This window comes from Acidocella sp. (assembly GCF_050253495.1).
Classification (GTDB): domain Bacteria; phylum Pseudomonadota; class Alphaproteobacteria; order Acetobacterales; family Acetobacteraceae; genus Acidocella.
In genome coordinates this window covers 1-20,560 of sequence record NZ_JBFWIX010000028.1, presented here as the reverse complement: position 1 = coordinate 20,560, position 20,560 = coordinate 1, and the positions used below count along the sequence as shown (strand labels likewise).

The 20,560-nt window shown below is 56.9% G+C and carries 26 protein-coding genes; 4 read left to right on the top strand and 22 right to left on the bottom strand.

Translation table 11 applies throughout. The annotated features are described in order from the left end of the window. Positions 1–26: 26 nt before the first annotated feature. From AB7D48_RS15760 to AB7D48_RS15725, 8 genes are all read right to left on the bottom strand, one after another. Positions 27–737 (bottom strand): lytic transglycosylase domain-containing protein, encoded by a 711-nt coding sequence (locus AB7D48_RS15760; protein ID WP_427981116.1) that lies wholly within the window; start codon positions 735–737, stop codon positions 27–29. 200 nt (positions 738–937) lie between these two features. Next, positions 938–1,987, bottom strand: a complete 1,050-nt coding sequence (locus AB7D48_RS15755; RefSeq protein ID WP_427981114.1) for a DNA-methyltransferase — start codon at positions 1,985–1,987, stop codon at positions 938–940. After that, complete coding sequence (dcm, locus tag AB7D48_RS15750; RefSeq protein WP_427981112.1) at positions 1,969–3,510, bottom strand: DNA (cytosine-5-)-methyltransferase; 1,542 nt, start codon at positions 3,508–3,510, stop codon at positions 1,969–1,971. The genes AB7D48_RS15755 and dcm overlap by 19 nt, the downstream gene beginning before the upstream one ends. Before the next feature lie 3 nt (positions 3,511–3,513). Continuing rightward, positions 3,514–3,852: a DUF736 domain-containing protein gene (locus AB7D48_RS15745; protein ID WP_427981109.1), complete on the bottom strand. Its 339-nt coding sequence runs from the start codon at positions 3,850–3,852 to the stop codon at positions 3,514–3,516. A gap of 6 nt (positions 3,853–3,858) precedes the next feature. After that, on the bottom strand, positions 3,859–4,428 hold the full coding sequence (locus AB7D48_RS15740; protein WP_427981106.1) for a S26 family signal peptidase: 570 nt from the start codon (positions 4,426–4,428) through the stop codon (positions 3,859–3,861). Then, entirely contained in the window at positions 4,425–4,928 is a 504-nt protein-coding gene (locus tag AB7D48_RS15735; protein ID WP_427981104.1) for a DUF2840 domain-containing protein, read from the bottom strand. The genes AB7D48_RS15740 and AB7D48_RS15735 overlap by 4 nt, the downstream gene beginning before the upstream one ends. 310 nt (positions 4,929–5,238) lie before the next feature. Further along, entirely contained in the window at positions 5,239–6,324 is a 1,086-nt protein-coding gene (locus tag AB7D48_RS15730) for a replication initiator protein A (protein WP_427981101.1), read from the bottom strand. Between the two features lie 14 nt (positions 6,325–6,338). Continuing rightward, on the bottom strand, positions 6,339–6,626 hold the full coding sequence (locus AB7D48_RS15725) for a helix-turn-helix transcriptional regulator (RefSeq protein WP_427981099.1): 288 nt from the start codon (positions 6,624–6,626) through the stop codon (positions 6,339–6,341). A gap of 347 nt (positions 6,627–6,973) precedes the next feature. Between AB7D48_RS15725 and AB7D48_RS15720 the strand changes: the two genes are divergently transcribed. After that, positions 6,974–7,468: a hypothetical protein gene (locus tag AB7D48_RS15720; RefSeq protein WP_427981097.1), complete on the top strand. Its 495-nt coding sequence runs from the start codon at positions 6,974–6,976 to the stop codon at positions 7,466–7,468. Between the two features lie 10 nt (positions 7,469–7,478). Next, complete coding sequence (locus AB7D48_RS15715; protein ID WP_427981094.1) at positions 7,479–7,925, top strand: hypothetical protein; 447 nt, start codon at positions 7,479–7,481, stop codon at positions 7,923–7,925. 199 nt (positions 7,926–8,124) lie between these two features. Here AB7D48_RS15715 and AB7D48_RS15710 read toward each other — a convergent pair whose 3' ends face one another. From AB7D48_RS15710 to AB7D48_RS15685, 6 genes are all read right to left on the bottom strand, one after another. Next, a complete protein-coding gene (locus AB7D48_RS15710; protein WP_427981156.1) occupies positions 8,125–8,634 on the bottom strand; it encodes a DUF2285 domain-containing protein in 510 nt (169 codons plus the stop codon). A 10-nt stretch (positions 8,635–8,644) separates the two neighbouring features. After that, complete coding sequence (locus AB7D48_RS15705) at positions 8,645–8,914, bottom strand: transcriptional regulator domain-containing protein (RefSeq protein ID WP_427981091.1); 270 nt, start codon at positions 8,912–8,914, stop codon at positions 8,645–8,647. Between the two features lie 149 nt (positions 8,915–9,063). Further along, complete coding sequence (locus tag AB7D48_RS15700) at positions 9,064–9,327, bottom strand: DNA -binding domain-containing protein (protein ID WP_427981089.1); 264 nt, start codon at positions 9,325–9,327, stop codon at positions 9,064–9,066. 216 nt (positions 9,328–9,543) lie between these two features. Then, on the bottom strand, positions 9,544–9,816 hold the full coding sequence (locus AB7D48_RS15695; RefSeq protein ID WP_427981087.1) for an XRE family transcriptional regulator: 273 nt from the start codon (positions 9,814–9,816) through the stop codon (positions 9,544–9,546). Between the two features lie 221 nt (positions 9,817–10,037). Then, positions 10,038–10,364: a DUF736 domain-containing protein gene (locus AB7D48_RS15690; RefSeq protein WP_427981085.1), complete on the bottom strand. Its 327-nt coding sequence runs from the start codon at positions 10,362–10,364 to the stop codon at positions 10,038–10,040. A gap of 586 nt (positions 10,365–10,950) precedes the next feature. Then, on the bottom strand, positions 10,951–11,400 hold the full coding sequence (locus tag AB7D48_RS15685) for a hypothetical protein (protein ID WP_427981082.1): 450 nt from the start codon (positions 11,398–11,400) through the stop codon (positions 10,951–10,953). A gap of 231 nt (positions 11,401–11,631) precedes the next feature. On the opposite strand from AB7D48_RS15685, the gene AB7D48_RS15680 reads away from it, so the two are divergent. Beyond that, positions 11,632–11,868 carry a hypothetical protein gene (locus AB7D48_RS15680; protein WP_427981080.1) on the top strand — a complete coding sequence of 79 codons (237 nt, stop codon included), beginning with the start codon at positions 11,632–11,634 and terminating at the stop codon, positions 11,866–11,868. Here the strand turns inward: AB7D48_RS15680 and AB7D48_RS15675 are convergent. Together AB7D48_RS15675 and AB7D48_RS15670 are read right to left on the bottom strand one after the other, a co-directional pair. Beyond that, positions 11,859–12,149, bottom strand: a complete 291-nt coding sequence (locus AB7D48_RS15675; RefSeq protein ID WP_427981077.1) for a hypothetical protein — start codon at positions 12,147–12,149, stop codon at positions 11,859–11,861. The two genes, AB7D48_RS15680 and AB7D48_RS15675, sit on opposite strands and share 10 nt — an antisense overlap. Positions 12,150–12,220: 71 nt before the next feature. Beyond that, positions 12,221–12,877 (bottom strand): DNA methyltransferase, encoded by a 657-nt coding sequence (locus AB7D48_RS15670; RefSeq protein WP_427981074.1) that lies wholly within the window; start codon positions 12,875–12,877, stop codon positions 12,221–12,223. A 374-nt stretch (positions 12,878–13,251) separates the two neighbouring features. Here AB7D48_RS15670 and AB7D48_RS15665 point away from each other — a divergent pair, with 374 nt between their 5' ends. Further along, the gene (locus AB7D48_RS15665) at positions 13,252–13,740 is read left to right on the top strand and encodes an N-acetyltransferase family protein (protein ID WP_427981071.1); all 489 of its coding nucleotides are present in this window, start codon (positions 13,252–13,254) and stop codon (positions 13,738–13,740) included. A gap of 178 nt (positions 13,741–13,918) precedes the next feature. Here AB7D48_RS15665 and AB7D48_RS15660 read toward each other — a convergent pair whose 3' ends face one another. From AB7D48_RS15660 to AB7D48_RS15635, 6 genes are all read right to left on the bottom strand, one after another. Next, positions 13,919–14,860, bottom strand: coding sequence for a DNA adenine methylase (locus tag AB7D48_RS15660; protein WP_427981068.1), 942 nt, complete (start codon positions 14,858–14,860; stop codon positions 13,919–13,921). Beyond that, entirely contained in the window at positions 14,860–16,263 is a 1,404-nt protein-coding gene (locus tag AB7D48_RS15655) for a hypothetical protein (protein WP_427981065.1), read from the bottom strand. The genes AB7D48_RS15660 and AB7D48_RS15655 overlap by 1 nt, the downstream gene beginning before the upstream one ends. An 87-nt stretch (positions 16,264–16,350) precedes the next feature. Beyond that, complete coding sequence (locus tag AB7D48_RS15650; protein WP_427981062.1) at positions 16,351–17,376, bottom strand: hypothetical protein; 1,026 nt, start codon at positions 17,374–17,376, stop codon at positions 16,351–16,353. Beyond that, positions 17,373–18,518, bottom strand: coding sequence for a hypothetical protein (locus tag AB7D48_RS15645; RefSeq protein WP_427981059.1), 1,146 nt, complete (start codon positions 18,516–18,518; stop codon positions 17,373–17,375). The genes AB7D48_RS15650 and AB7D48_RS15645 overlap by 4 nt, the downstream gene beginning before the upstream one ends. After that, on the bottom strand, positions 18,518–18,712 hold the full coding sequence (locus tag AB7D48_RS15640) for a helix-turn-helix domain-containing protein (RefSeq protein WP_427981154.1): 195 nt from the start codon (positions 18,710–18,712) through the stop codon (positions 18,518–18,520). Before AB7D48_RS15640 ends, AB7D48_RS15645 begins: the two co-directional genes overlap by 1 nt. A 302-nt stretch (positions 18,713–19,014) precedes the next feature. Further along, positions 19,015–20,232, bottom strand: a complete 1,218-nt coding sequence (locus tag AB7D48_RS15635; protein WP_427981056.1) for a tyrosine-type recombinase/integrase — start codon at positions 20,230–20,232, stop codon at positions 19,015–19,017. Positions 20,233–20,560: the final 328 nt, after the last annotated feature.

The following is a 20,560-nucleotide window of genomic DNA, read 5'->3' as shown; positions in this document are numbered from 1 at the left end:
AGCACGAAAAAACGCGAATGGTGCGATCATGGCGAAGCCACTCCAAAATGGGAAGCGAACATGCCGTTTGACTGTGGGATGAGAGCGGCCAGAGACGACGCCGCAGGCGCAGCCGAGCCGCGGTCAGATTGCGCATCGGGAAACAAACTCGCAACAGCCAGGCTGCCGGAAACATGCCCGGCAAATAGCGGCGCGTGATTCCAATCGGACAATGCCGGTGCAATCATCGTGTTGCCAGATTGCACTCCGGCCGGCATCGGTGTGATGCGCGCGACGTAGAGAATTGTCTCAAGGGGCAATGGCTGGCCGGTCGCCAGATGGGCATCGTAACGCGCCGGTCCTGCATTATAGGCCGCCAGAAAACCTGCCGTGCCATAGCAGTCGAGCATTTCGCGTAGATAGGCCGTGCCGGCGATGATGTTGTCGTGCGGCTGCATTGGATCGTCGCCCAGCCCGTAACGGAGGCGCATGTCCGCGTAGGTTGCGGGCATGAGCTGCATCAGCCCCAACGCGCCTTTCGGTGACACAGCATTTGCATTGCCGCCGCTTTCCGCCTGCATGACAGCGCGTATCCAGAGTGCTGGAATGTCGAAACGTTGCGAAGCCTCCGACACATAACCGTCGATCGATCCGGTGCCGGAGATGCGCTGAGGTGCTGCATTAGGTTCGGCGATTTGCGCGTGGGCGGCGCCGATCGGAAACAGAGCCGCGGATAGCAACGCAGCGGAAATCACCATTCCTCTGGCGATCCTCCAGCCTGCCATCGTGCTCGCGCCCGTCAAGGGCAAGGCGCCAGGGCGCCGGTCCAAGGACCGCCCTTGACCGGCGCTGCGCGCGACGGCAGGCGGACAATCGAGCGGGGCAAGGGGATGAGACGGTTTTTCCGCGAACAAGGGGATGATTGTTTGGGTGCGGGGTTTTGAACCTTGCGCGTTCATCAGAGCAGCGCCTTCTGTGCGGGATCGTGAGGTAAGGCATTGCCACCCATGAGTGCCGCCATCGGCCCCCGGTTGGCGTCGATGCGGCTGCGGGCCAGCCGGACGTAATCGGGGTTGAGTTCGATCAGGATGGCGTTGCGTTGCAGCCGGTCTGCCCCCAGGCCGGTGGTCCCGGCGCCGCCAAACGGGTCGAGGACCGTATCTCCGGAGCGGGTTCCGGCCCGGATGCAGCGTTCCGCGAGCGCGGGCGGGAATGTCGCAAAATGCGCCTCCGGGAACGGTTCGGAAGCGATGGTCCACACGTTGCGGGCATTGGCACCGTTGGCGCATTGCTCCGATTTTGCCATTGCTTCCCAGCGGTCGTTGAACCCAGCATGGCGCCGTGAGTGGCCACGCTGTTTATCGGTGCGCGCAACGGCCTTCATCGGGCCGTTCATCTTCGCGCCACCATTCGCGCGGTGGCTGCCAGCCTGTTGCGCGACATTCTGCGCGAGGCGGACGATGGAAGAGGCGGCCAAGGGCTCGCGGATCGCATCGGCGTCATAGAAATAGGACGCGTGCTTGGTCAGCAGAAACACATGCTCATGCGCGCATGTCGGCCGGTCCGTGACGCTCTCCGGCATCGGATTCGGTTTGTTCCAGATGATGTCCGACCGCAGCCACCAGCCATCTGCCTGCAAAGCGAGCGCGACGCGGGCGGGGATCATGAGCAGGTCCTTGGGTTTTGCACCGTCTGCGGGCCGTGATCGCGTCACGCGCGCCGCGAGCTTTTTGTCATATCCCCGTGTCTTCCGGCTACCGCTCGCATAGCTATCGCCAAGATTGAGCCAGAGCGTGCCGTCGTCGCGCAGCACGCGGCGGACCTTGCGAAACACATCGACCATCTCGGCGATGTACTGCTCGGGCGTTGGTTCAAGGCCGATCTGTCCGGCGACGCCGTAATCGCGCAACCCGAAATACGGCGGCGAGGTGACGCAGCATTGCATGGACGCCGGCGGCATGGCGTCGAGCAACTGGCGGCAATCGCCGGTCAGGATTTCGACGCCCATGATACACCGCCGATGACGGCTTCCATGAGGGCGATGCGCTCGCCGATTTTGCGCATGACGGGCACCGCCATGGAATTGCCGAGCACCATGTAGCGCGGGCCATCCGCGGCCATGAGATGCCAGCCGCCGTTCGCCGCTGGTTCCCACATATCGGCGGGCCGCAGCTTGGTGATGCGCCTGACCGCGTAATGGCGGACCGGAATGCGCGTATAATCGTCCGGGAAGCCTTGCAGCCGTTCGCATTCGCGCGGCGTCAGCCTGCGCACGGCATGCGTCAGGATGTGTGCCTTGTCGCCGCCGCCCGTGGACGCACGAATGGCGTCCGAGAGGTTGTCACCGAGTTCGGCAATGGCGCCACCCGCGCGCCCGCGCAGTGCGACGGCAAGCTGCCCGCCTGCATTGGCGTGGCTGCAATGGTGCCCCATGGCGCGCAATGTCGGCGCGAGCGCGCCAGCATCGGCGCCATGGTCCTTGCAGGAGAACGCGACCGGCGACAGAAGCATTTGATGTTCTGGAATACGCCCGGCCCGTAAGGTTCCAGCCGAATCATATTCCTGGATACCGAAGACGCTGTCCTGAAAAATACTGGTGGGAATGATCGGTGTGCCGCGCCCGGTGCCATCCTCGCTGGCGTCGAAACCATCGGCGCGAAGCGCATGCGTGATGAAGGTCTCGCTCTCGAAATCCAGCCGCCCGCTGGCCGTTGGCGAAGCATTCAAGGCGGTGGCGATGTCGATCGGACCGGATGAATTGTTGCCGCCGAAAGCCACGGCCATCGCCCTGGTCGTGTCCAGCGTCATGGCTGGATCGCCGGGCTTTCCGATGCCGCAGCCATTGGAGCCGGACGCGCCGCTCGCCCAGAGTGGCGTTGGAATCAGCCCGCCGTCGAGGTCGGAGTCCGTTCCGAGTCCGCCACCGCCTGTAGGGCGTGCTGCAATGGTCGGGGCAACGTCTTGCCGTGATTGACGGCGCGGCGCAGGATCCCCGCGCAGGCTTTCGGGCTCAAATAATACCGCTGCGGCACGCCGCCAGTCTCCAAGATAGCCGACAACGAACAGACGGAGCCGCCGCTGAGCCAGGCCGAAAAATTGAGCGTCGTAGCACCTGAAGGCGAACCCATACCCGAGTTCTCCCAGGCCCCCGAGAAAGGCGCCAAAGTCCCGTCCGCCATTTGATGACAGGACACCGGGGACGTTCTCCCAGAGAACCCAGCGGGGGCGCAGGCGGCCAGCCAGGCGCAGAAATTCGAGGGCCAGGTTGCCGCGCTCGTCATCCAGGCCGCCGCGGCGGCCGGCGATCGAGAAGGACTGGCACGGTGTTCCTCCAACGAGAACGTCAATTGTTCCATATTGTCCGGCCTTGATGGTTGTGAAATCCCCATGCAGCGGCACATGCGGGTAATGGTGGCGCAGCACGGCGCGCGGGAATTTGGCGATCTCGGCGAAGAAAGCGGGCTCCCAGCCGAGCGGTTCCCAGGCGACGGTCGCGGCTTCGATGCCGCTGCATACGGACCCGTAGCGCATGGGTTATTCCCGCTCGCCGCGCCTTGGCGGGCGGTTCCAGGCCAGATGGTAGGCATTGCCACTGCGGCCGGATTTGAACAGATTCGCGCGGATCGGCTGCGGGAAAGTGGGGTCGTCGAACAGCAGGGAGAGATATTCTCCCGCCTTTTCGCCGGTCTGTTTCCAGGCGGCGCCGATTTCCGGACCGTCCTCGTCGCCGAGATGAATCCGGTAATCGGGCGCGTTCGGCGTGTCCGAATTATCCGCCGGGACGATCGCCAGCTCGATATCGAGCGTGGCGGTTCGCACCCGGCCCGTGTAGCTGCCGCTCTCGCGCGTGAAGACGCCAATTTGTTGTGACATCGTGATTTATCCTTCTGCTGGTGAGGGTGAAACCGTGGGGGCGCTTTCCGGGCTGCTGGGGCGGCGGGAATGCGGGGTCCAGACCGGCACGGCCTGGCCGATGATCGAGGCGGCCGGGAAAGGCCCGAAATAACGGCCATCCAGGCTGTCTGGGACGGTGCTGTTCATCAGGAAGACCTCATCCCCGCCGAGCCTGCGGCAGCCGCTCCAGCGCGGCAGGGGGCGGCCGAGATGGTCGCGGTCGAGCGCGGCCCCGGCAGCGATGCCGTCGATGGTGATGGCATCACCCGCGCGGCAGACCATTTGGCCGGGGAGTGCCGCGATATGCTTCAGGAGGGGCACGCCACGCGGCAGGAAGCCGCCATGGGCGAGGTAGGACGCGATGGGCTTCGGCGGCATGGCCGCGACCAGTTCGCCGTCATGCAGGACGCCAGGGGACCGCAGCCGATAGAGCCCGATAGGCGTGCTCGCCGTTGCATTCCACAGCAGTACCGGCCTGGGCGGGGAGAAGCCGGGAGCCAGCATCAGCGCCATGGCGGTGGCGGCCACGGCCATCCAGGCAGCCCGGCGCGTCACGGCGCGATCCTCCGGCGCATAAGCCAGGCAACATGCCGGCTCCGGCTGTAGGGCCGTGGAAGCTCGCCTGCGGTCAGACGATTATGGACGTGCCGCCAATGGTCCGGCGCGGCGTCGGCCGCGTCGATGCCGATGGCCTCCACGGCATCGATCGCCTGAAGCACACGCTCGACCTTCGGCCAGCCTGAAATATGGAGTAGGATCTCGCCGCCGGGATCGACAAACGACACGGTCGAATAGGGTTCGTCGGGGGTAACCGCACGCACGATATCGATGCGGGAAAGCGCCGTGCCGTATTCATTTGCTGCCCAGCGGACGAAGGCGAAAACACTGCCCGGCGCGAAACCCAGAACGCGGCGGCGGCGGTCGAGAATCGTTTCTTCGGCGTCGCGTCCGAACCTGATCCAGAACTCGACCTGGTTCTCGATCCAGGTCAGTTCCACACGGGTTATCGATCGCCCGGTCTCGCCGGTTATGCCGGCATGCTCGTTGGCGTTCATGACGCGCTTCCTGGGCTGCATAGGCGCTTGTGCGTGAGCATGCGGTCCAATGTGCCCGCGACAGGGAATGGTCTCCGTAGCCTCTCCTGAGCCTTTTCTTTGGAAGCATGCGGAGCCGATTCATGTTGGCTGGGACTGGTGACGGTGGCACGCAGGTATGTGTATGCTTGCGCGCGTAAAAGCGTTGAAAATTCGGTATTAGCGAAAGAGAGTGTAGATGCTCGAATGATAGAGAACGCCGCCGATGGCTTCGAAGTATCTTCAGAAAGATGACGCTCTGGGCTGCGATTATCAATTGAAGGAAGATTTCTCATTTGCCGCCATCCCTCTCGCCGTTCTTGGCAGATGACCGCGGCACGTTGGTCGAGTTTTCCACCGGCCTAACAACAACTAAGTTAGATTCTTTTAAGTTAGATAAGTTAAGGGCTCGAACCCTTAACATATAATCAGGAATTTTTCGGAATTCGTGCGCCTGATATCCCGTGTCCGGTGCGCCTGATATCACGTGAGGATTCACAGGCCATGCGCCCGATATCACGTGGGCATCCACAGGTTTTTCCACCGGTGCTGTGGAAAACGCCAATGGCAGAATATGCAGAAATTCGGTTCCGTTCACGCGCTCCAGGCGAAGCGTGTAGCCTGGGAGGGGCTGACGCACGGCGATACGGCGCATGTCGAGTGCGAAATCGGAGACCCGCGCGAGGCTGCCGGATTTGGCGTACAGGTGAGGGATTTCAAACGACCAACCCTGTGGCTGGTGACCGGCGTGCTTGCGGGCGATACGATAGAGCCAGCGCTCGATGCCGCCCGTCAGCCGGAAATATGCCGGGTCGATGGTCAGCACCAGCGAACGGTCGACAACGCCGCGGTAGAACCATTCAGGCAGGACGAATTCCATGCCCTCGATCCGGCCGGAGCGGGTTATCATTTCTTCCCATTCATTGATCCAGGAGAATTGCTGGCGCCGCCAGTGTTCGCCGTGCCGGATCGTGGTGGCGACAACGGTCGATTGCAGACGGGTGAGGGCGCTCTTGAGCAGCCGGTATTCGGTGGCGCCTCGCGCGCGGCCGATGGCGGTCAGCAACTGGTAGGGTGTAAACCGGAAGAAACGAGATGTGCGGCAGCCGTTATTTTCAGCTTCAACGATCTGACTCGCAGCCCAGATCAGCACGTCGGCATCCCAGATTGTCGCCATGCCATGTTCGGGCACAGCGTAAACCTGGACCTCCACATCACGCGCCTTGTAGAGAATTGGCTTTGTGCGGCGGGATTTCGATAAGGAAAAGAAGGGGCGCTCCATCAGGTCACGCTGATCCCGCAAGCCGGGATCGTCGCCTGTGACAATGAACGCATCCAGGTGGGCGCGCTCGGAGCTGGATTTGCGATGGCTGGGCATCCGTGTGGCTCCCGTCAGCGCCGCCGGACAGGGGCGTTTCGCCGCTCGTCGCCATCCCGCCATCTGGCGGGATGAACCACGCCTTTGCCTGGATCGGACGTCGATTGCCTTGCGCCCAATTCGGCCCATGCTGACAGGTCGGCTGGCGCATACACGATCCGTCCCCCTAATTTGCGGTAGGCGGGGCCGGTGCCGTAGGTCCGGTGTTTTTCCAATGTACGGGCGGAAAGACCGAGAAAGCGTGCGGCCTCGGGCGTGCGCAGATATCGCGGTAGCAAAGGGTCGGACAAATCGGGCATCATGAATCTCCGTGGGGTCGCAGGACAGCGCCGGTAACGGCAGCGTCTCGAACAGCACGGTGGCGAAAAATCTGCGCGAGGGTGGATGACGGAATTGGTGCTTCGCGTCAGCGTCACCCCGAGGCGCAAAATTCCGGTGTGATATGCGATGGCCTAATACGATGGCGTGTAGTGTACTCCAGTGGTCACGTGCGGTTGGTCCAGTAACGTAGGTGCTGAGTTAATATCCGCGCGGACCAGGGATGGAACCAGCCTAAACACCTGAAGGGCAGGCCATGGGCACCTCGCCGAATATTTACAATTTGTGCCTAGCTTCTTAGATTGTGCGGCGGACCTCGCGGAGTAGAATGATGGCTGGAAGCGTACCGTCTGGCGCGGTGCCGTTTGTGGATGATAAGGGCAAAACGGTTACAAACCTTTACGGACGGCCAATGCTGCGGCCAATCGACCGGCCACCCTCATTTTTCACGAGCCGGGGCAATCAAGACAAAATAGTCGGCCGGGTATCGGGAGCATTGGGCGAGATGGGGGCGCTGGCAGACGATGCTTATGAAGTCGCACAGCTAAGTCAATTCAGGCAAAATGGTCCCTGGGACGTGCAACGCATAAAAGGCGTTGAGCATCCTGAATTCATTGACTATGCCAGTGTGGCCATCGGTCTCTATTGTGCCTCAGCCGGGATATTATTTGCTGCAATTATGTTGTTGCAGAACCAGTACGCGGCGCGGCGCAGCCATTTCCCACGGAGCGTACCCATGGACGGCACGTATAAGCATTTGCCTGAACGGAATGTCTTTAACACGCGGCTTGGTTACACCCTTTATGATTCCGGGCGGATTAAGTAGCGAGTTAGCGATGCGAATAACGCTTCCCGTCATCCTGATAATTGGTATTCTTGGTGTGTCTCCAGCGGCGGCGTTGGCTGATGCCGATGGGTGTAGCCATCAATTGTTGACTTCCATCAAATCGCCCGATGGCAAATGGGTGGCGTCTGTTGATGAATCGGATTGTTCACCCGGCATGGGCGGTGACGCGATAACTGACACTGTACAAGTAGCACCAGCCAACGACCCCAGGCACGTCACCGGCGTTCTTGGAGTTGATACTGGCGGGAATAACGATATGGGGGCGCAAATTGCCTGGGATGCAAGCAACATCCTCAAGGTAACTCTGCCGAATATTTCTTTAGTGAAAATTCTTACGCGGCAAGTCGGTCCAGTTAAGATCCATATCCTGTTCAATCCACCCGACCCAAAGGCGCGGGCGGATTGGCTAAAGAGCCTTGATCAAGACAATCAGTGAGGCTTGGCACAAATGTGCTGGCACCCCAAGGCACAGGAACTTGTGTCGATGTCGCAAATGTTGCCGCAATACGACGCTAAACCAGCTGCTCAGAGCTTATAGGAATCACTGCCCATGTTTCCTGGGTTGAGTGACCACGAAGGCGGAATATGCACGTGTGATCGCGCAGTCCGATTACAGGGAGAATGCTCGCCTTGAGTCAGTCGCCGCGCAGCAGTTCGCGGTAACCGCCATTCATGAGGCCGATGGCGTCGTTCACCAGCCGGAACACGCGGCTCTGCAACGCGGACTCCTTCCAATCCCGGGCTGGCATATGGGCCGCGGTAGGGTCCAGAAGCACGCTTGCAATCTGACGGTATGAGGCGCCCGCCAGATCAGCGTCGAGGGCGCGCAACATCAGAATCAACCGGCTCCGCCGCAGCGGCGTGAGGCGCAAGGCGCGGGGCAGAGGCCCAGGCCGCTTGCCGTGCAGCCGCCGGACGAACCGCAAGGCGCTTGCGGCGCGAAGGCCGAAATCGTCATCGATCGGGATCAGGATGGCCGCTCTGAGCATGGGACGGCGATCCATCAGCCAAAGACGATAATCGTCCGTTGAGTCCCTCCAGACGGCATGCTGTCCATCCGCACTCCTACGGCACGGGGCCGCGGGTGACAGAGCCGCTATGTCGATTGCCCGCGCACTGGCAAACTGATCGGGCGCGGCAGTGATAAGAACGGCGTCAGGAAGAAGTTCCGGGCGCCATAGAGCCGGTTCTTCGCATGCAGGGCGGCCAGGGTTGCACGGGAAAGCTCAACCCCCATCGGTGGGCGAGGTCCGCCGTTGCGGCTTCCTCGCTCACCGTGCCCGCCGCGACGCGGCGGGCCATGCGGTTGTAGTCCTGCCGGTACTCAGGGTTTCGCCGGAGAAACTCCATGGCAAAGCCGGGGCGTTCAAGGTTCTTTAAATTATCGGCGGCATGCGGCGACCGCCAGTCTGACGTCAAAGGCATGTTTTTCCTCCTGGCTATACCCTCTGTGGGGATTGTCCGGCCGAGTATTTTTACAACCGCTGCTTGAGGAAGCCCCTAAGTTGTACGTTCCTGATGCTTATAATGTCAGATAAGCCGGCGCCGGAGGCGGTGGTTTTCGGCTGGGGGCGTCAATGCAGGGGAGGACGGAGAAGGTACGTATATCCGGTCTCCGTCATCCATCGCGCCCTGGCGAGATGGCTGCCATGGACCACGCGGGCGCGCTCGGGCTCCCGCGCCGGGTCGAGGCCGAAAATGATTTGCACGGCCTCGCGCCAGTCGGCGCCCTCGTCATCCGCATCCAGCAAGCGGATGTAGTCCACCAGATGGCGTTCGTCATAGCTCGTAAGATGGGGTGAATCGGGTGGGCGGTCCTCAAATTCTGGAGCGCTCATGTCGGCCTCCTTCAGATCAAGGTGATATCGTCATGGTTTTACCGGCCCGCAACATGCCCGCGGCCGGTAAGTGCATGATGCAGCTTGAGCATTGCATGCTTGCTGTCCGCGCACTACGAAAGTCTGGATTACGATTTTTTTATCGAGTGGTTCCGGCCATCGGAGGCATTGGTTCGTTGCAGGGGGCAGTGATCCAGGCTGGAAGTATCGACATCGCTACGGACGAGGGCGCGATTTTCCCTCCCCCGGTTGCACGGCGGTCTCATTGAGAAGCATGACCCCATGCCCGCGGTCGGAATCGATGAACAGCACGCCCGCGGCTTCCAATGCCCGGCGTACCTGGTCCCGCGTGCTTTCATGCACATGAAGGCCGCGCTCCGACTCCAGACGCTTCAGCGCGGTCAATGCCACAACGGCCTTTTCGGCGAGCATCTCCTGTTTCCAATTCAACAAGGCCCGCGCGGCCCGAACTTGCCGGGAGGTAATCATTCATGATTACCTCCAACAGACGGACGGCCGCGTGCGACAAGTACGACTATAATAGTCGTTTTATGCGTGATCAAGGCATCGGATTAGCCAATTTCCTGAACCTCCTGGTCGTCGTGGTTCTTCCGAATCGGCGTGCGGCGAGGTCCGGATTCGCGGATGACCACCTGCAAGCCATGAAGCCCGCCCGGTGGGGCTGCCACCGGGCGGGTTCTGGAGGCGGCTTAGTCGCCGTTCTGCCGGCGGCCGCGGGACCAGGTAAGTGTGAAGCCCTGGCCATCCTCATCGCGGAAGAGATTGGCGTGGATGGGAGCAGGGAAGCTCGGGTCGTCCAGCGCGATCGAGAGGTAATCGCGACCCTCGCTGGAGCGCTTGGACCAGGCCGCGCCGACCTCCACACCGTTGCGGTAGACCCGGTGGCTGGGCGCCTTGTCGTTGCTCCGGCTGGCTTTGGGGACGATGCGAATGCCCTTGGCCTGTATCGTCAGGGTCGTGATCTCGCCCTGGAACTCGTTGGTGGCGGATTTCTTGAAAGAACCAATGTTAGCCATGTCATTTATCCTCTTTGCTGTTATCGCGGCTGCGACCATCGCTGCCTCGATGGCGATCATTGACCGGGAGGAGATCGGCCTGCGTCGCCTGCGACCCAGCGTCAGCGCCGAATGGTAGGCGACCGGCTTTTTTGTCTCGCGCTGCAAAGGCGCTTCAGCGCCGGCGGAAAAAAGCCGGGCGACGCCATTGCAGGAAGGCGATCACCTTTCGGTCAGATCAGGCCATGAGAGGAAGCGTGGTTCGTGGTTGCGTGACAGCAAGCCAGGGAAAGACATGGTGGATGTTGTGTGCTGTCAGGAAAAGCCGCTTATCGCGTTCCAGGGAGACGGAGGGACGCTGTGGCATGCACAAGGAAGGCGTCTTTCGCATCATTCCTGAAATCGACCGCGCAGCGCCCGCGCCCAGCCACCGGGTCCACCACAATGGCGGGTCAATAGAGGCAAGTTGGTCAAAGCAATCCGGGAAGGGGGCGCACCATCTCGTATGTTCTAGCTGAACGAGACCACCCATGCCCCGGCCCGGTCTGTTCCGCGATGAGGATGGCAAGGGCTTTACACTCATCTGGTCCCGCGGCCGCAAGCCCGGCTAAGCCTGGTTCGAATCGCCCGCGAGCGCCTGACGGCCAAAGGACGGAGCAACAAGGGTCATGCGTACCCAGGCGGTGCCGCCGACCATGGCGCCGCCGATCACGGCGAAGGCCACACTCCAGGCGTGCGACGGGATGCCGATTTCCGCGAGGCCCAGGGTTGCGCTGTAGCCGGCGATGGCCGCCGGCACCGCGAAAAGAAGGGCAATCGCGGCGCGGATGGCCGGCACGGGTGTGGCGAGGATTGCCAACTGCCCGGCAATGATGGTGGCGGCCATAATGGCAAGGGCGATGATGGCCGCGCCAATGAAGCCCGCGCCGCTATGATACGCGGCGATGCCGGCCCAGGCTCCCACGAAACACGGCAACGCGTAAATTGCGACGTTGAATATCAGCCAGCACATGAAGCCGATGCCGAATATGCTGAAGAGGATGCCAAGGAGGATCATGGCGGAGACTCATTCTGGTGAGTGATGAGACAGGATCTTTTCAAAACTGGTAGCCGTGGACTTCGAGTATGGTGGTCATGTTTATTTCCTCCCATGAGAGCGCCAAGGCGGCATCCTTCAAATGGTCTGGCATGAGAGATTGCTAAGCCCATTTTCCTTGCTTTCTGATATCGGCGGGCGGGTGACAATTGCCTTTGCCGCGCGATGTGCTGCGAACATAGCCGAAACGGGATGGAATTGGAATCAAATAATTGGAAAGATCAGCTGCACAGCAGCGATAATACAAATTTATGTTCCGTTCTTGTACTCCCGGTTTTACCGATCCGCGATAGCGGATCGGCGATTTTTTCAAACCCGAAGCCGCGAAGTCTTGCATGCGGTTTCGGGGAGGTAGTGATGATCGGCGAGGAAAGGGCGGCTTATGCCGCCGCCCTGCCTTGTTTTGCCGGGACGCCGCGTTATGGCTGAAGCCATTGCCAGGGGGCTTCCGTCCCGGCGCGGCGATATGAAAGGCGGCGGCACCGGAATGTGTTCCAGGTGAACATAAGCGGCTCGAAGCCATGCCACCAATCGGCTTCGATGTCGCCGCATCTTCCTTCAAACAAAAGATTGCCGCTTGCGTTATAGAGCCGAAATTCCATGGGAAGGGCATCGCCCTGTTCCGGTGTGCCGCGCGTGGGGGCGCCGTCCATGTCCTCTCCCAGTCCAAGACAGCCGCCCCAGTGATCTGCGGTTACGATCCAGCGCATGGTATGATCCTTTCGTGTAAGATGTGGCGTCCGCCGCACGGGCGGACGCGGAGTGAAGGGGAAACGGCGGCCTATGCGGCAGCCTGGCCGTTTTCGTTGAGCCGATTTGTTGCTGTCTCAAAGTGAGCTTTGCTAAGTTCAATGCCTAGCCAATTACGGCCGGTATCGCGTGCCGCGGCGAGTGTGGAACCAGACCCGCAAAACGGGTCCAGAACTAGCCCGCCGGGCTCGCAGAAACTCTCGATCAGGGGGCGGAGCGCCTGCACGGGCTTTTGCGTTGGATGCAGCCGATTGCCGGTATAATCAAAGTCGATTACATCAGCGATTGGATGGGCCGGCGCTGTGGCGTTGCCTTTTGCCAAGAGGTAGGCTTGCTCATGCGTATAGCGCAAATACCGCTCCGATGAGGCATAGCGCTTGCGGAATACAACATGCCCCACGATGTTGAAGCCCGCCGAGCGCCAGGCATCCATGAACAGGTCAACCTTGTTCCAGCCATAGAAACTGAGACAGAAACCACCGTATTTTAGAACACGGTGCATCTGGTTAAAGGCGGGTTTCAGCCAGCGGGAATTATCGTCATTGGCAACCGTGCGGCCATCGCGTCCCCGGTAATTGGTGATATAGGGCGGATCCGTGAGGATAAAATCAACGGAAGCCCGCTCCAGTTTCCGCATCAATTCGATGCAATCGCCGTTCAGGATGGTGTTTTGAAAGGTTGAAGTCATTTTCTGGTCTCCTTTGGGTTTGAGGTGCAGCGCGCTGCACCCTTGCCCGCCGGCGAGGCCGGGGTGTGCAAGTGTCAACCGGCTTCGAGTGGAACCGAAACGCAACGAAATTGCCGCGAGCGGAAATTTCGTCTGTCGTTTTGGGGGAAGGCGGTTGATACGCGCCGAGGGGCGGAGACCCTAAGCGGCATGGCCGCGTCTGCGGCCAACAAGTATTTGTCCTCTGGCCCTTCGCATGCGATTTTCGGTCGATTCGTTAATTTTTGAATGGTGGCGTGACAGCATTTTGAATTGCGATTTACGGCCAGAAATAGCTGGACAAATTATGCCTCATAACCCATGCAAGCATGTATTATGAGGCATTGGCTCGATTGATGAAAATCAGACCGTTTCAAACTTCCGACCGCAGGGCGATGTTGAATTTATGGCACCAAGGCTGGCATGATGCTCATGCACATTTGGTACCTGCCACGATACTCGAATATCGGACGCTTCCTTATTTCTTTGTCTGGATGGACGAGTGCCCGGATGATTTCTTTGTGCTATATGAAGAAGAGCAGATTGTGGGTTTCGTCTCGTTAAGTGGCTCGGAAATCGTTAAGCTTTATGTAAATCGAGAATTTAGAGGCAAGAATGCCGCTTGGTTGCTTATGGAGTTTGCGGAGGCAACATTAGCTAGCAATGGCATCACAGTCGCTGAATTATTTTGTACCGAAGGAAATACTCGCGCTGAGAGATTTTACATCCGCCGAGGCTGGAAGCTTTCGCGGGTATTCGAGGATTGCCTTTGGCTGCCAAATTCTGCATCTAAGAAAAGTCAAACTGTAAAAACTCAACATTTCATCAAGACAATTAGCCTGTAGCTTTTCGTTCCCATAGAGAATGCTGCCCGATACCACTCGCCTTGGGGCAGAATATCCGGCGTTAGCGACGAACCAGGGTGACCCCTAAGGATGGCAATTTATCCTTTAGAACGCCGAAGACTATGTTGTCGAGCTAGCAGTTAACGCCCCAGCAAACTCTGTCATTTAGTATCAAATTCTACGTGGCAAACTGCCGTTCGTTAACAGGGCGAGGCGGCATTCCGATGTCACGATCAATTTCTACCAGTGGTGTGCATGTGTTCGGGACTTTTAGGTTGTCGCTAAAGAACATCGCTTCGCGCCCTCGCACGGACCGTCGAGCGCTGTAGTTCAGGGTGTATTGAAGCCAAGAGTTATCTTGATACAAGTCATGAATAGGCCGAACATCATCGTAGGAGACAATCCAGTTTACTCCCGCCATGTCACGGACAGAATTCGCGATGGACGCATGGTTCTTTGGTTCATATGCATCATAGTATAAGTACCGTCCCTTTTCGAAATAAGGTGGGTCAATATAGACGAGCGTTTTTGACTTCCAGTTCTTGGAACGCCCCAAAATAAACTCCTGTGCGTCCATCATAGTCAATTGAATACGAGACCGATGAGACGCGATCTTCCGGATCCTATGAACCAATTCCTCTTTATTGTATCGGGCATCAATCTTCCAAAGCCCAGTTTGCTCGCGCCCGCCAATTATTCCGCCATTTAAAATACCGGATCTATTGGTGCGATTTAAAAAGAAAAATGCAAATCCTAACTCAAGTTCGTCTGCTGTCTCATGCTGACGAAACACATCTTTCTGCTGATCCCAATTCGAAACCGTAACGGAAATCTTTTCAATCATATTGCATAGGGCATCTGTACGGTTGAGAACGCTGTTCCAGAATGCGTAGACGGGCCGACTAACGTCGTTGATCTCCACGCGCCGCACGATACCTGTGATGAGTAGCTCCCACGCTACTGCTGCCCCCCCGGCGTAGGGTTCAACATAACGACCATCAGACAGATCGTTGAGACGAATAATGTCGCGCATAAAGCGTGCGATTTTACCTTTCCCTCCGGGATAGCGCAGTGGGGAATAGCGCCCTGGTTGCTGTAATTGTGGATGGTAACTATCCATTATGGAACCCCGAATGTGGAGACAAAAACTGGCACTGAAGCATCCCATCCTGCGATAAGGGCGTCTGCGGCGGGAATTTGATAATCTTGATGGACAAAAGCATTGAGCCCTTCAATGGAGATCGGACTCCCATTTCCACTTATCAGTTTTTTAAAGCCCAAGAGTTTCTTTTTCATAGAGTTGTCATTTGTTTCGATGTGGCTCACAATGATTTCTGCCTTTTGCTTTAGATAGAGCTCTCTTCCTGACTTTTTATCTACTTTGAACAACTTGTTGTCGTCCAAGTATTGGTCAATAGCAAACTCGACAAACGCCCGAAGTAGAAATGCTGCAGAGATACGATGATTTTGAATCGTGATATTGCCTGCTTCCTTAAGGAGTTGACGAGCTTTTTCGGAGGCGGGGTGTTTAAAAGGATTCTTTTTTGGGGCCAATGTTGATCTAGCTTTTGGCAATAGTTTCGATTTTGTGGGCGCTTGTGTTCCCACGGTTACGGGCTTTGTGGGGGAGGGCTGCCGATCAGCACTCCCAGTTGCTCTCAAGTCAATCTTTCGAAATGAAAGGGGAAAACCCTTGGATTGCCCAGAAGGCTGCAGTTCCTTGGGTAGTTTATTTAGATATTCCTCAATATCCTTCTCGGTATTTAGCTTGCGAGTGTTGATTGCTTTTTCCCTGATGTCGTTAGTCACCTGCATCAATACACGAAGAACCCAATCCGGATTATAATGTGTAAACGGAACGATCTCATCATCTTCCTGGCTGAGAAAAATGCCGAGATGCTTCTGGCCTAACGACGATTCTAGTAGACGTGTCAAAGTTGTTGAACTTTTCTTGAAAAGCTTTCTAATTTCTTCCGCTTCTTCTGGTGATGCGGCGTTCTGAATAATGAACTCGATAACATCTAGAGTAGAAACGTCACCGGAAAAGCGCTGCTTCTCAAGCGCTCCCCACGTTATGCGCCCTCTCCCATCATCCTCGCCGGCATGACGGCGAGAAATCCACAGTTCCGCATCACTTCGATCAGTGAACAGAACGCACCGAACTGGTTCAACATCTGAGTTATTAAACCCATGCGCTGCTCGCTTAAGAGATTTTTTTATGGAGTCTGTAATTGTTGTTCCATCCAAAATGGGTGGGTTTGAAAGAATTTTAAGCGCAGAGAGGCGGCGGTTGCCATCAAGGACAATATAGTCATTATCATCCCCACTGCTCTGCATGACATACAAGCTGTCACCTGGGTCAAGACCATTCTCTTTGATATCGTTCATAAGGTTCCGGACATGATCGTGATTAAGAGTAACGATCGCCTCCAGAGCCTCGGCTTGACTTGCAACGGGATCGAGGCGTGGATTTTGTAAATCCAGAAGAAGGTCATCGATCGTGAGCCTAATTATTTCAGCCATGTTCCCTCGCTAGTGGATCGAATTTCTGACTATGTTTATGAATGGATAGACAATTTCTTGTCGTAATATCGTTCTGCATTGTGATTTCTATCCATTTAGTCCCGAGACGGCAGCAGTTTCGGCATAGGCTCGGTGTCTATAGTTTGTGATCCATTCCTTGGCCGCAGACAGATGATCAAATGCTTCGATTTGTACGCCTGAGTCCTTTAAGGCTACAGCTTGTTCCACGCGATATGGTAAACGCAGACGATGCAGGATATTTCCCAAAGTCAGTACATCGTCACGAAAATCTACGTCCGGCCGAGCAAACGGAATAATATGGTAACAGACCATCTGAGAGACCGGTTGCCGACCGAACCACCTTTTCCAGAAGACATCAGTGAGATGAGATCTGATAGACTTCTCTCGCCAATTATCTCCAGTAGCTACCTGTGCTCCCGCCAGTAAGAAACCAGGTAAGCCGTCGCGATGGCTTCGCCACGCAAAAATATCGATTTGATCATCTTTTGGTTGAGATGGAGACGCTGGGTCTGGGTCAACTGTTCCGTCCTTCAATACACCCCAAATTTTTTCAAGTTTATCCAGGAAGCCACTGTGATCGGGGCGGGGATGCCCAAAAGACCAGGCTTGTCCCCCGACTTCAGCTGCGAGCCCGGCCGTCGCAAAATATTGAAAATATTGACGTAATTGACGAATTTCATTCGCATTGGGGTATACAATGCTTCCGTTCAAGATTGCGGATACGGATTTCAAGTGAGACAATATGAGGCATAGCAAATACGCCGTTTGCCCAAGAGTTAGCTCGTCTTCTGAAAACAGCAAAAGATCCCCGCCCTCGTCCAAATTAAATGGATACGATGGACCAAGCGCTTGTTGGCGTCCGAGAATTCTGGCCAACGCTCCAGAGACGATTTCATCTCGATTACAAAATTCATCTTCTACGTCAGCATAATCATCTTCGGCGCCAATTTCGGACGCATTAATTAAGTCTTTGGTAAAAGCTTGATGTTTCCTAGAGAAGAACGCCGTCAATTCCAAATAATCAGCTGCCAAATCGGGGTTTGGCTTATGCGAGTTAAGTTCATCAATAGGAAGATACAATGACAGAGTCACTCGCCTCCTCCTATTGATGAATTGAATTTCTTTCTCATGCGATCGTACATGGCTTGTGCTGTTTCTGATATGTCCTCCGCTATATCGAGAAGAGAACGATCTCGTCCATCATAACCGCGCAGATTATTTGATGCTTCCCTTAATATTGCGCGTGCGCGAATAAGCGACGATGAAAGTTGCTCATCGGCGGGTTGGGTACTGATATGCGCTTCATCAAGCGAACGGCCCGCTCGCAACATGTGAAGCCCCTCAGTGCTGGTGAGTACTTCTCCCAAACGCTTAATGTCTGGATTTTGAGATTGAACAACAGGATTAATGGCATCTTCCTTCGAGCCGTATATCCAAACGAGAACCTCCTTTAAAGCATCCAACTTGTTCTCTGGTATAGGATTTGGGTGTGGTTCGTAATTAGACCAAGCAATATCCAGGCCAAGGTAGCTCATGTAGGAGGCGCGAGACAAAGCAGTATACAGATGTGAGAAATTAAATTTCTTGGCGTTCCGATTGTCCAGAGAAAACATTCCTCTTGATTCCGCTTGTTCTAGGACATAGATCGCCGCCACCATTCTTTTGATAGTGTCGTGCTTATCACCGATTTTTCCCGCAATCTCTTCTAAAGTTTTGCCCCCAGTACGGAACCAGTCTGCAGCGAATTTCGCCTTCGCATATGATTCCCATTTTGCGGCACCATTGATGTGCTTAAAGCCGATAAAGGAACGTGCCGCTTCTCGTTCAGGTACACGATACACCGAAACGTTGTTGATGGTTAGGCGCCTATCAGGCGATAATTCCGGAACCGAGATCCGTAAACGTTCAGTTTCATTGATCCTTTCAACTAGGCTGGGGTCTTTGAACAGTAGAATGGCGGCGAGACGCCTGTTGCCCTCAAGTACAATTAATTTGTTCCCCTCGAGTTCGACAATCAACGGCTCGATATCCAGATATCCGTTGGCAGAAATAGATTGCAGCAGCTCCGAGAGTTCTTCGCCTCGGTAAAGCTGTGCAATTATGCTTTCATCTGTTGTTCTCTGATTGATGCCGACCAATCGGGGGTTATGATGGTCCAACCGCAGCCACTCAACAGGGACCTTGTGGGTTTCCTGTAAGGGGACTCTTGTTAGCTGAAGGCTGTCATCAGTCATTATTCACCTTTTCTCAAGTCGACACCTTCTGGTGTAAAGATTGCGCCAGCGTTCTCCAAAGCCTTCTGGATATCGCGGATTGTTCTCTCGTATGGAGAACGAGTCCCCTTCTCGAATTCGGTGAGTGTCGCGGGTGAAACTCCTGCACGCCGTGCTAGTTCTGCTTGGCTGAGACGCAATCCAGCCCTCGCCATGCGGCATTGTTCAGGCGTCATCGACACGCAGATCAACCTCCCGTTGCTGGAAAACGCACCAACCTTATAGAAATTCGCTAGCATTGTATTTCTCTTCAATCAATAGGGATGCCTCGGCTGGAGTTGTTGATCGTTGGGCTGACCGTCTCTTGGTTGGTCAAAGATGAGAGTCTGGCCGTGGTTTGCGGCGGGAGCGGGGTCAGGAGGGCTCCCGTCGCCTGCCGCGGAGATTTCAGCACGAAGATAAGTGTTTCTCAGGTTGCTGGCAGCTCTATCTGTTTGAGGTTGGACAAACGAGTTGATCAAGGGGGAGTCGAAATCGTTTGATTCACAGCTTGTCGGTGTGTTGTTGATGCTGCCTTCTGGTACAAGGCGGCCCCTAATCGTGCTGAAATCCGGTCAGCGGCGGCCTTGATCGGGTCCGCTGCCAAATGAGCATAGCGGGCAGTGGTTTGCACCTGGGTGTGGCCAAGCAGCTTCCCGATCATCGGCAGCCCCTCGCCGACGGCTAATCCGCCGGACGCAAAGCTGTGGCGCAAATCATGTATCCGCACGTCCTCCAGACCGGCGGCCTTCCGAATTCGACGCCAGGGTTTCTGGAGGTCGGTCAGATGCTCTCCCTTCTTTGCACCCGCGATGACATAGGGATTATCCTTCACGTGGGGCAGAACGTGGAGCAGGTCAACGGCCACGTTGCCGAGATGGACGGTCTTGGCGCCCGTCTTGCTGTCGGGCAGGCGCAGTTCGGCTTCAGCCAGGTGAACATGCGCCCATTGCAGGGTCTGGATTTCTGACAGGCGGCAACCGGTGAGCAGAAGCAGCCGGAAGGCGGCGACTGTATAGATGCTTTCCCCACCCGTTGCCTCGCCGTCCGCCAGGGCGGTGCCCAATGCCTGTACCTCTGCCAGGGAGAGGAAGCGTTCCCGTTTCTTCTCCGGGTACCGTTCGATGGCGTCGCACGGGTTGGTGTGACGATCGCGCAGCCCCCAGGTTTCGGCGAGATTCATCATCTTCGACAGGACGCCCAGGGTGCGGTTGGCTTGGTAAGGTATATGGGAAAGCCCCCCATGTAGTTCGGCGACGTCGGCCTCCGTCACCGAGCGGACCCGCTGGCTCCCGAAGAATGGGTTAATAAAGAGCCGGACCGATCGTTCATATTCAGCCTGGGTGGTCGGCTTGCAGCGTACCGCGACGTGCTCCTTCAAAAACCGTTCGCCAAGCTGGGGGAGGGTGGTCGACTGGCGGATGGCGTCGCGTACGGCTGCGGGGTCATCTCCGCCGCCGCGGGCCTGCCCCAAAAGCGACATGGCCTGCTGCCGTGCCACCTCGGCCGTGATGGGGCCGTACTGGCCAATCATGATGCGCCGGGTCCGGCCATGTCGGCGGTATTGGACCAGGAAGAAACGCCGCCCGCTGGGCATGACCCGGATGCCGAAGCCTGGCAACTGGTCGTCGAACACGATGTAGTTCGATGGGCGGGTCTCTAGTGCTTCTATCGTGCGTATGGTAAGTTTCGGCATGGTCTTGTCTCTAATCCTTGGTAGCCTGCGGCTTTTTCCGTGGCAGCACAGTGGAAGCGCCAGGGGGAAAGTCGTCGGCGGTTCAGTCGTAGAGACGGTGGGATTTAATTTTGAAAAAGTCTAGTTATATCCGTGATGAAATGGATAATTGGATAGGTTCGGCGGCAATATCGCAGGGTAGCGAAAATGCCCGAAATCTAACTCATAACCTGAAGGTCATAGGTTCAAATCCTATCCCCGCAACCATCTTTACTTGCTTGGTAATTTCGCCGACGTCGGCCGGCCCCATCGGTCGTCCGTCCGGCCGCAAGTTATGATGGGTGCGCCC